Genomic DNA, 12912 nt, shown 5'->3' with positions numbered 1-12912 from the left:
CGGTCCGGGCGTCCCGTCAGCCGCGCTCGGCGAGCATCGCCTGCATGGCGTCGACCTCGCTCTGCTGCGTCTGCACCATGCCCGAAGCGAAGGCGCGCACCTGCGGCACCTCGCTGCGTGCCAGGATCGCGTCGGCCATCTCGATGCCGCCCTGGTGATGGGCGATCATCAGCGTCAGGAAGAGCCGCTCGGCCTCGACGCCGCGGGCGGAGTCCAGGGCCGCGAGCTGCTCGTCGGTGGCCAGCCCCGGCATGCGGCCGCCGGGTTCGTGGGTGGCGACGGGCGTGGCCGAGCCGCCCGCGCCTCCGTCGTCGGTCATGTGGTGGCTGCCGTAGTCACCGTCGAGGGTCGGGCGGGTCATCCAGGTCATGGTCGGCTCGGCGGGCGCCTGCGGCAGGCGCCACAGCTCGAGCCAGGCGTACATCTGGCCGGCCTGCTGCGACTGCGTCAGGGCCATGTCGTAGGCCATCGAGCGCACCTCGGGGTCGGTGGTCCGGTCGCGGACCATCATCGCCATCTGCACGGCCTGCTCGTGGTGCACCTGCATGTCGCGCGAGAACCCCGCCTCGACGCTGTCCGGGCCGGGCGTCACCGGGTTGGGCGAGCTGAGCCGGCCGAGCGCGACGCCGACCAGCAGCACGATCGCCACGGTCAGGACCCCCGCGATCACCAGCCGCAGCCGACGACCCGAGGAGGCGCGGTGCGGCCCCGCCCCGTCGGTCACGTCGACGTCGTCACGCCCCGGTGCGGTCACGCGATCTTGCCGGTGCCGTCCACGCCGCCGGTGCAGGGCGCACCGGGCTCGGGGGCGTTCGTGGACTTCCAGTACTTGGTGACGAAGTCCGACACGGTGGCCTCGTCGTCCGTGACGTTCGCGAAGGGCAGCTGGGCGCCCCAGGCCGAGACGTACATGGGGGAGTCGAGGCCCTCGTAGGGCGAGACGACCGCGTAGGTGTCGGGGGCGAAGTCGCGCAGCGCCTCGATCTCGCTCTCGCTGACCTGCTCGGGGTCGTAGGTGAACCAGATCGCGCCGTGCTCGAGGTCGTGGACGGCGTTCTCGTTCGGCACCGGCTCGGTGTAGACGCCGCAGTTCAGCCAGATCTGGTTGTGGTCGCCGCCGGCGGGAGGGGGCATCGCGCAGTCGACGCTGCCGCCGGCGGGGGTCGCCGGGAGGGCGGAGTAGGTCTTCACGCCGTCGATCTCCATGGCCTGGGGGGCTTGCCGCGGCTGGCCGCTCGTCACGACGAAGGTGACGACCAGCCCGATGGCCGCCGCGCCCGCGGCCGAGGCGGTGACGATGCCGATGGTGCGGTTGCGCTTCGCCCGGGCCTGCTGCCGTTTGAGCTCGGCGACCTTCTCCTGACGTCGGGCGTCGCGCTGTTGCTTGACGGTGGGCTTGTCGTCTGCCACGGGGGAGTCCTGTCGTCCGGGGGATCGATCGCGGTGATCGGTCGAGATCGGGGATGCGTCACCAGTTCTCTCACGGATTACTGGGAGGTCCTCAATATCCTGCACGATCTGCACGATCTGCACGTCGAGAGGCTCGTCCCGCCCCGTAACACACCAGGGTGCGTCGTTAGACTCGGCCGACGGCGTCGTCACCCGACACCGCCCCTCCCGTCACCCGATCCGCGCCCCACGAGGCCGCGCAGAAACCGGAGCACCCGTGAAGTACGCCGAGACCGTCCTCGACCTGATCGGTGACACGCCGCTCGTCAGACTGAACAAGGTGACCGAGGGCATCACGGCGACCGTGCTCGTCAAGGTCGAGTACGTCAACCCGGGCGGCTCGTCGAAGGACCGCATCGCGACGCGCATCATCGACGCGGCCGAACGCGAGGGCCTGCTGAAGCCCGGCGGCACGATCGTCGAGCCGACCAGCGGCAACACGGGCGTGGGCCTGGCCCTCGTCGCCCAGCAGCGTGGTTACCGTTGCGTCTTCGTCCTGCCCGACAAGGTCGGGGAGGACAAGCGCAACGTGCTCAAGGCCTACGGTGCCGAGATCGTCGTCACGCCGACCGCCGTCGAACCGACCAGCCCCGAGTCGTACTACAGCGTCTCCGACCGCCTGGCGCGCGAGATCCCCGGGGCGTTCAAGCCGAACCAGTACGCCAACCCCAACGGGCCGCTCAGCCACTACGAGACGACGGGTCCCGAGATCTGGCGCGACACCGACGGTCGCATCACCCACTTCGTCGCGGGCGTCGGCACCGGCGGCACCATCAGCGGCACGGGCCGCTACCTCAAAGAGGTCTCCGGAGGCGCGGTGCAGGTCGTCGGCGCCGATCCCGAGGGCAGCGTCTACAGCGGTGGCACCGGCCGCCCCTACCTGCTCGAGGGCGTCGGCGAGGACTTCTGGCCGGCCGCCTACGACCCCTCGGTCGTCGACCGCATCATCTCCGCGGACGACGCCCGTTCGTTCGAGCTGACCCGACGCCTCGCCCGCGAAGAGGGACTGCTGGTCGGCGGCTCGTCCGGGCTCGCCGTCGCCGCCGCCCTCGACGTGGCCCGCGAGCTCGGCCCCGACGACGTCGTGGTCGCCCTGCTGCCCGACAGCGGCCGCGGCTACCTCGGCAAGATCTTCAACGACGCGTGGATGCGGTCGTACGGCTTCGGCGTCAGCCACGACGAGCGGTCGGTCCGCGACCTGATCGCGTCGAAGACGGGGCAGCTGCCCGACCTCGTCCACGCGCACCCGTCCGACACCGTCCACGACGTGATCGGCATCATGAAGACCTACGGCGTCTCGCAGATGCCCGTGCTCTCGGCCGAGCCCCCGGTCGTGATCGGCGAGGTCGTCGGCGCCATCGAGGAGAAGGCGCTGCTCGAGGCGATCTTCCGCGGTGGCGCGACCATGGGCGACGCCGTCTCGGCGTACCTCGGCGACCCGCTGCCGTGGATCGGCGTGAACGAGCCCGTGTCGGCGGCCCGGTCCGCGCTCGAGTCGGTCGCCGCCCGGCTCGCCCCCGACGACGGCCGCCCGGTCGGCGTCGTCCCCCGCCAGGACGTCCTCTCGTTCCTCTCCTCCTGAGCGGCCGGGGCGGCACCGTGACCCGGTGACCCGACCCGCGCCTCCTCGTCTCCCTCCGTCTGCGCACCACCCGTCCCCTTCGAAAGGACACCCCATGACCCACGGTTTCTCGACCCGGGCGATCCACGCCGGCCAGGAGTTCGACCCCACCACCGGTGCGGTCGTGCCCCCGATCTACCAGTCGTCCACGTTCGTGCAGGACGGCATCGGCGGGTTCCGCGGCGGCTACGAGTACGCCCGGTCGGCGAACCCGACGCGCGACTCGCTGCAGACCCTGCTCGCCGACCTCGAGGGCGGCACCGCCGCGTTCAGCTTCGCCTCGGGGCTGTCGGCCGAGGACGCGCTGCTGCGCTCGGTCCTGGCACCCGGCACCCGCATCGTCATGGGCAACGACGTCTACGGCGGCACGCACCGCCTCGTGAACCGGGTCTGGGTGCCCTGGGGCGTCACGCTCGACACGGTCGAGATGAGCGACCTCGACGCCGTGCGCGCCGCCGTCCAGGCCGCCCCGACGGCCGTCCTCTGGGTCGAGACGCCGAGCAACCCGCTGATGAAGATCAGCGACATCGCGGCGCTCGCCGAGATCGGGCACGCGGCGGGGGCCGTCGTCGTCGTCGACAACACCTTCGCGTCGCCGTACCTGCAGCAGCCCCTGGCGCTCGGGGCCGATGCGGTCGTCCACTCGACGACGAAGTACATCGGCGGCCACTCGGACGTCGTCGGCGGGGCCGTGGTCGTGCGCGACGACGAGCTCGCCGCGAAGGTCGGCTTCGTGCAGTTCGGCGTCGGTGCCGTGTCGGCCCCCATGGAGGCCTGGCTCACGGTGCGGGGCATCAAGACGCTGGGCGTGCGCGTCGACCGTCACTCGTCGAACGCCCTCGCCATCGCCCGAGCCCTCGAAGGGCACGCGGCTGTCGAGCGCGTCTACTACCCGGGGCTCGAGTCGCACCCGGGGCACGAGCTCGCCGCGCGGCAGATGCGGGCGTTCGGCGGAATGCTCTCGGTGCAGTTGACCGCGGGTGCCGCGGCGGCCCGGCGGTTCGCCGAGTCGACCGAGCTGTTCCAGCTGGCCGAGTCCCTCGGCGGCGTCGAGTCGCTGATCGGCTACCCGAGCGAGATGACCCACGCCTCGGGGCGCGGCACCGAGCTCGAGGTGCCCGACTCGATCGTGCGCCTGTCGGTCGGCATCGAGGACGTCGACGACCTGCTCGGCGACGTCACGCAGGCGCTGTCGCGCCTCGACGCCTGGGCGTCGTCGCGACACGACCCGAGGAGGCGCGGTGCGGGGAAGTCCCGCACCGCGCCTCCTCGGGTCGTCCCGTCCCGCCCGGTTCCGCGCCGTGGCACCGTGTCGGTGGCTCGGCCTAGGCTCGTCGCATGACCGACGCCGCCGTGAGCACCCGCCCCGAGGGCGTGCTCAGCGGCCGGTACCGGCTCGCCACGCTGGGCATGTGCGCGCTGATCGGCATCGCGGCGTTCGAGTCGCTCGCGGTCACGACGATCATGCCGATCATCAGCCGCGAGCTCGACGGCGAGGCGCTCTACTCGCTCAGCTTCGCCGCGCCCCTCGCCTCCGGCCTGGTCGGCATGGTGGTGGCCGGCAACTGGGCCGACCGCAGCGGGCCCCGGGTCGTCGTCATCGCGTCGATGCTGCTGTTCGCCGTCGGTCTGCTCGTCGTCGGCACCGCGCCCGACATGGTCGTGCTGCTGCTCGGCCGCCTGGTGCAGGGCGTCGGCTCCGGCGCGGTCATCGTCGGGCTCTACGTCATGGTCGCCCGGCTCTACCCGCCGGGTCTGCACCCCTCGATCTTCGCGGGCTTCGCCGCGGCCTGGGTCGTACCGGGTCTCGTCGGGCCGCTCGTCGCCGGCGTCGTGGCCGAGACGGTGGGCTGGCACTGGGTCTTCCTCGGCGCGCTCGGCCTCGCCGTGCCGGCGTTCTTCGCCGTCCTGCCGAGCCTGCGACGCGTCCCTCCGCCCGTGGTGGTCGAGGGCGGGCAGCGCGTGCCCTGGAGCATCGGCCGCATCCTCTGGTCGGTCGGCGCGGCCCTCGGCGTGCTGGCGCTCAACCTGGTGTCCGAGTTCCCGACCTGGCTGACCGTCGTCGTCATCGTCGCGGCGGTCGTCGTGCTGGCCGTGGCCCCGAGGCCGCTGCTGCCGGCGGGCCCGCCGCGCGCCCCCCCGGGGCTGCCCCCCCTGGTGCTGCTGCGCGGTCTCGTCGGGGCGGCGTTCCTCGGCAGCGAGGTCTACATCCCGTACATGCTGTCGGCCGAATACGACTTCAGCGCCTCGGCCTCGGGCGTCACCCTGACCCTCGGGGCGCTCGGCTGGGCGTTCGCCAGCTGGGTGCAGGGGCGGCTCGGCGACCGGGTGGCCCAGCGCGACGGCATCCGCATCGGCATCGTCCTGGTGCTCCTCGGTGTCGTCGTCGCGGCGCTGACGCCCTTGTTCCACCTGCCCCCGGCTTTCCTCATCTCGACCTGGGCGGTCGCCGGCTTCGGCATGGGGTTCATGTATCCGCGCTTCTCGGTGCTCGTCCTCGCCCTCTCGACCGACTCCGAGCGAGGCTTCAACAGCTCCGCGCTGACCATCGCCGACTCCACCGGCTCGGCCGTCGCGCTGGCCCTCACCGGGGCCGCCTTCGGGCTGCTCGGCGGCGCGTCCAGCCCGATCGCCTTCGTGGCCTGCTTCGCGGTCGGCACGGTCGTGGCCGTGCTCGCGCTCGCCCTCAGCGGCCGTGCGGTACCCCGGGGTCGGTGACCGCGCCTCCTGCCCGCCGATCGCGTCGGCGCTCTGCCGACGGGCGCACGTCACGACCCGGCGGTGACCCCCGGACGGGACATGGGCGACCACCGGGGAATGCATAATGGTCTCCGGACGACGATGTGTACGGTCACATCACCCGGCCACAGAGCGACGGAGCGACGGTGAAGCCTGACATCGACAAGGTGCGTGCTCCCAACATCCGCGACGTGGCCGCCCTGGCGGGGGTCTCGTACCAGACCGTCTCGCGCGTGCTCAACGACAGCCCCAGCATCCGGCCGAGCACCCGGCAGAAGGTTCTCGACGTCATCGACGAGATCGGCTACCGGCCGAACCAGGCCGCTCGGGCGCTGGTCACCAGCCGGTCGAAGGCGATCGGCGTGCTCACCCTGCAGAACGTCCACTTCGGGCCGCAGACGATCGTCAACGCCATCGAGGTGGCGGCGCGGACGGCCGGCTACCGGTTGAGCATCGCCAGCACGACCACGGCGTCCGACGACGTCCGGGCCAGCCTGCAGCTGCTGACCAACCAGGCGGTCGAGGCGATCATCGTCATCGCCCCGCAACGCAAGTTCTTCGACGTGATCGACGAGCTCGACCTCGACGTGCCCATCGTCGCGCTCGACTCGACGCAGCGTGCCCGGGCGCACAGCCTCTCGGTCGACCAGTTCGAGGGGGCGCGTCTCGCCACCCGGCACCTGATCGACCTCGGCCACCGGCACATCGTGCACGTCGCCGGTCCGCAGGACTGGATCGAGGCCGACGAGCGCATGCAGGGCTTCCTCTTCGAGATGGGCGAGGCCGAGCTGTCGATCGAGCCGCCGATCCTCGGTGACCTGACCGCCGACTTCGGCTACACGGCCGGGCAAGAGCTCTTGCGACGCCGCGACTTCACCGCCGTCTTCTCGGCCAACGACCTGATGGCCGTGGGTCTGCTGCACGCCTTCCGCGAGGCGGACGTCGACGTGCCGCGCGAGGTCAGCGTCGTGGGCTTCGACGACTCACCGACCGCGCCGCACCTCTGGCCGCCGCTCACGACCGTGCGTCAGGACTTCGCCCTGATCGGTCGGCGCGCCGTCGAGCTGGTCGTCGCCGAGCTCGAGGGCGGCACGGTCGTCGACCGCACGTTGATCCCCCCGGAACTGGTGGTGCGCGGGTCGACCTCGCGCCCCTGGTTCCTCTGACCGGCCCCGCGCCACACGGCGAGACGGCTGTCAGGAGGCGCGACGAGCGTCGGTCGGGCCGGGTTCGATAACGGATCCGCATCGGCATTTGACAGCACCCCCTCTCGGGATTAGCTTTGCTCCAGTCGCAGTGTGAACGGTCACATTCGGCGGGTCCGGCACCTTCGTCCGGCTCGACGAACGGTCCGGCACGGCGGCGACGAATCACAGGATGCCCGTCGGTGCACATCACCGGCGGACGACGACGAGGTCGAAGGTCGAGGACGACGTGCCCAGTGCCGTGACGCAGAGCGAGCAGCTCGCGAGCAGCCACATCCCCGGGGGTGCCCCGCATGGGCGTTGACTCTCCCGTCATCCTCGAGATGCGCTCCATCACGAAGGAGTTCCCGGGCGTCAAGGCGCTCGACGACGTGTCGATGCAGGTCCGCGCCGGTGAGGTGCACGCCATCTGCGGTGAGAACGGCGCCGGCAAGTCGACGCTGATGAAGGTCCTCTCGGGTGTCTACCCGTTCGGCACCTACACCGGCGACATCGTCTACCAGGGCGACGTCATGCGCTTCCGCGACATCCGCTCGAGCGAGTCGCAGGGCATCGTGATCATCCACCAAGAGCTGGCGCTGATCCCCGAGCTCTCGATCACCGAGAACATCTTCCTCGGCAACGAGCCGACCCGCTTCGGCGCCATCGACTGGCGCGCGGCGAAGACGAAGGCGATCGACCTGCTCGCCCGCGTCGGTCTCAAGGACGACCCCGACACCGCCATCAAGAACCTCGGCGTCGGCAAGCAGCAGCTCGTCGAGATCGCCAAGGCGCTGAACAAGAACGTCAAGCTGCTGATCCTCGACGAGCCGACCGCCGCCCTGAACGAGGCCGACTCGCAGCACCTGCTCGACCTGATCCGCGGCCTCAAGGGTCGGGGCATCTCGTCGATCATGATCAGCCACAAGCTCAACGAGATCGAGGCCATCGCCGACTCGATCACGATCATCCGTGACGGCAAGACCATCGAGACGCTCGACGTGAAAGAAGACGGCGTCAACGAGGACCGCATCATCCGCGGCATGGTCGGCCGCAACCTGGCCAGCCGGTTCCCCGACCGCACCCCGAAGATCGGCGAGGTCTTCTTCGAGGTGAAGGACTGGTGGGTCCGCCACCCGCAGACCGCCGAGCGCTTCGTCTGCAAGGGTTCGTCGATCACCGTGCGCAAGGGCGAGATCGTCGGCCTGGCCGGCCTGATGGGCGCCGGTCGCACCGAGCTCGCGATGAGCATCTTCGGTCGCTCGTACGGTCAGTTCGTCTCGGGCGAGATCGTCAAGGACGGTCGGAAGATCGAGATCAAGAACGTCTCGGACGCGATCGACAACGGCCTCGCCTACGTGTCCGAAGACCGCAAGGTGCTCGGGCTCAACCTGCTCGACGACATCAAGCGCTCGACGGTCGCGGCCAAGCTGACCAAGATCTCGAAGGCGTCCGTGGTCAACACGTACGAAGAGCACTCGATCGCCGAGGACTACCGCAAGAGCCTGCGCGTCAAGACCCCCACGGTCGACGAGGGCGTCGCCAAGCTGTCGGGCGGCAACCAGCAGAAGGTCGTCCTGGCCAAGTGGATGTTCACCGACCCCGACCTGCTCATCCTCGACGAGCCCACGCGAGGCATCGACGTGGGCGCCAAGTTCGAGATCTACAACATCATCAACCAGCTCGCGGCCCAGGGCAAAGGCGTGATCGTCATCTCGTCCGAGCTGCCCGAGCTGCTGGGGCTCTCCGATCGCATCTACACGATCTTCGAGGGCACCGTCACGAACGAGATCGAGGCCTCCGAGGCCGACGCCGAGACGCTCATGCGAACCATGACCTCGAAGAAGAAGGAGCAAGCCGCATGAGTGGCATCAAAGACCTGAAGAAGGTGTTCGGCGGCAACACGTCGAACGCGCGCCAGTTCGGCATGATCGCGACGCTGGTCGTGGCCATCCTGATCTTCCAGGTGCTGACCGACGGGCTCACCCTGCAGCCCACCAACCTCATCGCGCTGGTCAGTCAGTACTCGTACATCCTGATCCTCGCCATCGGCATGGTCATGGTCATCGTGGCCGGCCACATCGACCTCTCGGTCGGTTCGGTCGCGGCCTTCAGCGGCATCGTCGTCGCCAAGGCGATGGACAGCTGGGGCCTGCCCTGGGGCGCCGCGATCCTGCTCGGCCTCGTCGTCGGCGTCGTCATCGGCGCCTGGCAGGGCTTCTGGGTCGCCTACGTCGGCGTCCCCGCCTTCATCGTGACGCTGGCCGGCATGCTGCTCTTCCGCGGTGCCAACCAGTTCGTCGGCAACGCCGACACCATCCCCGTGCCCGAGGGCTTCACGGTCATCGGTGCCGGTTACCTGCCCGAGTTCGGGCCGAACACCGGCTACAACAACGCCACCCTGCTGCTCGGCCTCGTCATCATCGTCGCCGTCGTCTACAACGAGTTCCGCCTGCGCCGCATCCAGCAGAAGATGGGCTCCGAGCGGGCCCCCCTCTGGGTCAGCGCCGTCAAGCTCGTCGTGCTCGTCGCGATCGTCGCCTACGCCGCCACGCTGTTCGCCGGGGGCCGCGTCGGCACGTCCTTCCCGATCTCGGGCATCATCCTCGGCGTGCTCGTCCTGGTGTACGGCTTCGTGACGCAGAACACGATCTTCGGACGCCACATCTACGCGGTCGGCGGCAACTCGCACGCCGCCGAGCTCTCGGGCGTCAAGGCGAAGCGGATCAACTTCTTCGTCATGATGAACATGTCGGTGCTCGCGGCCCTGGCCGGCATGATCTACGTCGCCCGTGCCGGAGCCTCCGGCCCGCAGGACGGCCTGAACTGGGAGCTCGACGCCATCGCCTCGGTCTTCATCGGTGGTGCCGCCGTCGCCGGCGGCATCGGCACCGTGACCGGGTCGATCGTCGGTGGTTTCGTCATCGCCGTGCTGAACAACGGCCTGCAGCTCATGGGCGTCGGCTCCGACAAGGTGCAGATGATCAAGGGCCTCGTGCTGCTGATCGCCGTCGCCGTCGACGTCTACAACAAGAGCCAGGGCCGTCCGTCCATCACCGGGTTCCTCACCCGGGGCCTGCGCCGCGACAAGAACGGCATCGCCGCCTCCGACCTGCCCCCGGGCGCCCAGAGCGGCGTCGGCCGCGATGCCGAGACGACCGAGCCCGCCCTCACCCCGAACGGCGACATCTCGGACGTGCAGCGTCCCAAGGCCACCACGCCCAACTAGACCCACCACCCGCGCGCCCGTCCATCTACGGCCGGGCGCGCCTTCACCGGGAGTCCGCACCGCGGGCACCCACACGGCACCACCCCTCACAACGAGAAAGTAGACACAGCATGCGCAAACTCGCGCTGACGACCTTCGCGGTCGCCGCAGCAACGACGCTGATCCTGAGCGGCTGCTCGAACTCGGCCCGCACCGACGCGGGTTCGGGCGACGCGGCCTCGGGCTTCGAGTCCGGCTCGACCATCGGCGTGGCCCTGCCCGCCAAGACGAGCGAGAACTGGGTCCTCGCCGGTGACCTGTTCACCAAGGACCTCACCGACGCCGGCTTCAAGCCCGACGTGCAGTACGCGGCCGCCAGCGGCACCGTGGCGAACCAGCAGGACGAGATCCAGTCCATGGTCACCAAGGGCGCGAAGGTCATCATCATCGGCGCGGCCGACGGTGGCCAGCTCGGCACCCAGGTCAAGGCCGCCCACGACGCCGGCGCCGTGGTCATCGCCTACGACCGTCTGATCCTCAACACCGAGGACGTCGACTACTACGTCGCGTACGACAACTTCAAGGTCGGCGAACTCCAGGGCCAGGCCCTGCTCGACGGCATGGCCGCCAAGAAGGCCGACGGCCCGTACAACGTCGAGCTGTTCTCCGGTTCGTCCGACGACGCCAACTCGAAGGTCTTCTTCGACGGCGCGATGAGCGTCCTGCAGCCGAAGATCGACGACGGCACCCTCGTCGTCGCCTCGGGTCAGACCGACATCAAGCAGACGGCGACCGACGGCTGGAAGCCCGAGAACGCCCAGCGTCGCATGGACTCGCTGTTGACCAGCACCTACGGCGACAAGGAGCTCGACGGCGTCCTGAGCCCGAACGACACCCTGGCCCGCGCCATCATCACCTCGGTGAAGCAGGCCGGCAAGCCGATCCCGGTCGTCACCGGTCAGGACTCCGAGGTCGAGTCGGTCAAGTCGATCATGGCCGGCGAGCAGTACTCCACCATCAACAAGGACACCCGCAACCTCGTGAAGCAGGCCGTCGCGATGGTCAGCTCGCTGAGCAAGGGCGACAAGGCCGAGACGAACGACGACAAGTCGTACGACAACGGCAGCAAGGTCGTCCCGGCCTACCTGCTGCCCCCGCAGATCGTGACCAAGGAGACCGCCGCCGAGGCGTACGCCAACGACACGACGCTCGAGCCGCTCACCAAGTAGCACCCCCGCTGCCCCCCGGCAGCCCCGGCACCGGCCGGGCACCCCGCACGGGGTGCCCGGCCGTCGTCGTCGGTGGGCGGTATCGTGCGTCCGTGGACACCGACCGACGAGCGCAGGAGGGGCGGGGGGCGTCCGGGACGCCGGTCACCGTCGAGCTGCTGCTCGCGTCGCCCCGGTCCCGCTACGTCGGCCGCCCCGCCGACGGCCCGGCCCCGGCTCCGACCACGGGCCCCGAGTCGCACGACTCCGTCACCGTGCGCGCCCACCTCGGCATCGTGGGTGATCGTTACTTCAACGCCCCGGCGCACCGCGGGGCCTCGGTCACGTTGTTCGCGGCCGAGCAGCTCGAGCACGTGGCCCGCGAGCTCGACCTGCCCGAGGGCACGGTGCTCGACGCCGCCCTGACGCGGCGCAACGTGGTCGTGCGCGGCGTCGACGTCGACGCGCTCGTGGGGCACGAGTTCGACCTCGACACGGGCGACGGTCCGGTGTCGTTCCGGGCGAACCGGGCGGCGAACCCGTGCGCCTGGATGGACGTCGTCTTCGGCACGGGGGCGTTCCGCGCCCTTCGAGGGGGTGGGGGAGTCCGCTGCGACCCGCTCGCCGACGGGGTGCGGCGCGTGGGGCCGGGACTGCGGCGCGCCTCCTAGGTCGCTCGGCGTCCCGCCGATCCGTCGGAGCGGGGACCGATGCGGGTCAGCCCCACCAGGTGGGCAGCATGAGGTTCATGGGGTCGCGCAGGGCGCGTCGGCTCGGGCGCTTGCCACCGGGCCGGGCCTCGCTGGCGCCCACGAGCCCGTGCGCCAGGTGACGGGCGGCGGTGTGCGCCGCGAGCCCCTCGGGCAGGCTGCCGGCGGGCGGGGGGCCGAGGTGCTGCACGCTGGACTCCGCGGAGTGGCGGGCCAGCGCCTGGTGGATCGAGGCGTCGAGCGGGTCCGGCAGGGCGAGACGGTAGATCTCGCGGTAGCGCACGACGTGGTCGACGACCTTCTCCATCGCACGACGCGTCGCGTCGGAGCCGTCGGCCCGCCCCTCGAGCCGCAGGGCGTGGTCCTCGTCGCGGATGGCGTCGAGCTCGGGGGTGAGGACCGCGGTCAGCAGGCTTCCGGGCGAGGTCGCGTGACTGTAGAACGTCGCGCGGTTGATGCCCGCGGCCCGGGTGACGTCGGCGACGGAGATGCTCGACACGGCGCGGGTCGAGGCGAGCTCGACGATCGCGGTGTGCAGCGCCTTGGTGGTCTGGACGATGCGCGCGTCGACCATGGACGTTCCTCCTCGGGCACTCCGGACGGACGGTCGCGTCCGAGGCCGCTCCGAGCCTAGACCGGGTGGGGGAGGTGACACCGCACGGCGCGAGGGGGCTGTCGCGGGAGCGCGGCGCGGAGATAGGCTGGGAGGCGACGGGTGTCGTGCACCGGCGCCGTCCTCCCATCCCCCTCGAACCACGTGGTGGTCGTGCGCGTCGGCGCGGTCGCATCGATT

General features: G+C 70.5%; 11 protein-coding genes. 8 read left to right on the top strand and 3 right to left on the bottom strand.

Going from position 1 to position 12912, the window contains the following annotated elements:
• Positions 1 to 16: 16 nt before the first annotated feature.
• Complete coding sequence (locus AEQ27_RS11240; RefSeq protein ID WP_235451068.1) at positions 17 to 754, bottom strand: DUF305 domain-containing protein; 738 nt, start codon at positions 752 to 754, stop codon at positions 17 to 19.
• A complete protein-coding gene (locus AEQ27_RS11235) occupies positions 751 to 1410 on the bottom strand; it encodes a DUF3105 domain-containing protein (protein ID WP_054146726.1) in 660 nt (219 codons plus the stop codon). Before AEQ27_RS11235 ends, AEQ27_RS11240 begins: the two co-directional genes overlap by 4 nt.
• A gap of 256 nt (positions 1411 to 1666) precedes the next feature.
• On the opposite strand from AEQ27_RS11235, the gene AEQ27_RS11230 reads away from it, so the two are divergent.
• From AEQ27_RS11230 to AEQ27_RS11195, 8 genes are all read left to right on the top strand, one after another.
• Positions 1667 to 3031, top strand: coding sequence for a cystathionine beta-synthase (locus AEQ27_RS11230; RefSeq protein ID WP_054146725.1), 1365 nt, complete (start codon positions 1667 to 1669; stop codon positions 3029 to 3031).
• Positions 3032 to 3125: 94 nt separating this feature from the next.
• Positions 3126 to 4412: a cystathionine gamma-synthase gene (locus AEQ27_RS11225; protein WP_082383458.1), complete on the top strand. Its 1287-nt coding sequence runs from the start codon at positions 3126 to 3128 to the stop codon at positions 4410 to 4412.
• On the top strand, positions 4409 to 5788 hold the full coding sequence (locus AEQ27_RS11220) for an MFS transporter (protein WP_054146724.1): 1380 nt from the start codon (positions 4409 to 4411) through the stop codon (positions 5786 to 5788). Before AEQ27_RS11225 ends, AEQ27_RS11220 begins: the two co-directional genes overlap by 4 nt.
• A 167-nt stretch (positions 5789 to 5955) precedes the next feature.
• The gene (locus AEQ27_RS11215) at positions 5956 to 6975 is read left to right on the top strand and encodes a LacI family DNA-binding transcriptional regulator (RefSeq protein ID WP_235451067.1); all 1020 of its coding nucleotides are present in this window, start codon (positions 5956 to 5958) and stop codon (positions 6973 to 6975) included.
• A gap of 332 nt (positions 6976 to 7307) precedes the next feature.
• On the top strand, positions 7308 to 8858 hold the full coding sequence (gene mmsA, locus AEQ27_RS11210) for a multiple monosaccharide ABC transporter ATP-binding protein (RefSeq protein WP_054146723.1): 1551 nt from the start codon (positions 7308 to 7310) through the stop codon (positions 8856 to 8858).
• Positions 8855 to 10222, top strand: coding sequence for a multiple monosaccharide ABC transporter permease (gene mmsB / locus AEQ27_RS11205; protein WP_054146722.1), 1368 nt, complete (start codon positions 8855 to 8857; stop codon positions 10220 to 10222). Before mmsA ends, mmsB begins: the two co-directional genes overlap by 4 nt.
• 110 nt (positions 10223 to 10332) lie before the next feature.
• Positions 10333 to 11430 (top strand): sugar-binding protein, encoded by a 1098-nt coding sequence (locus tag AEQ27_RS11200; RefSeq protein ID WP_054146721.1) that lies wholly within the window; start codon positions 10333 to 10335, stop codon positions 11428 to 11430.
• 92 nt (positions 11431 to 11522) lie between these two features.
• Positions 11523 to 12080, top strand: a complete 558-nt coding sequence (locus AEQ27_RS11195; protein WP_054146720.1) for a hypothetical protein — start codon at positions 11523 to 11525, stop codon at positions 12078 to 12080.
• Positions 12081 to 12126: 46 nt separating this feature from the next.
• Here the strand turns inward: AEQ27_RS11195 and AEQ27_RS11190 are convergent, their stop codons facing one another.
• A complete protein-coding gene (locus AEQ27_RS11190; protein ID WP_054146719.1) occupies positions 12127 to 12693 on the bottom strand; it encodes a TetR/AcrR family transcriptional regulator in 567 nt (188 codons plus the stop codon).
• Positions 12694 to 12912: the final 219 nt, after the last annotated feature.

This window comes from Frigoribacterium sp. RIT-PI-h (genome assembly GCF_001297205.1).
Taxonomy (GTDB): Bacteria; Actinomycetota; Actinomycetes; order Actinomycetales; family Microbacteriaceae; genus Frigoribacterium.
The sequence above is the reverse complement of the archived record's forward strand: the minus strand, read 5'-3'. Positions and strand labels throughout refer to the sequence as shown.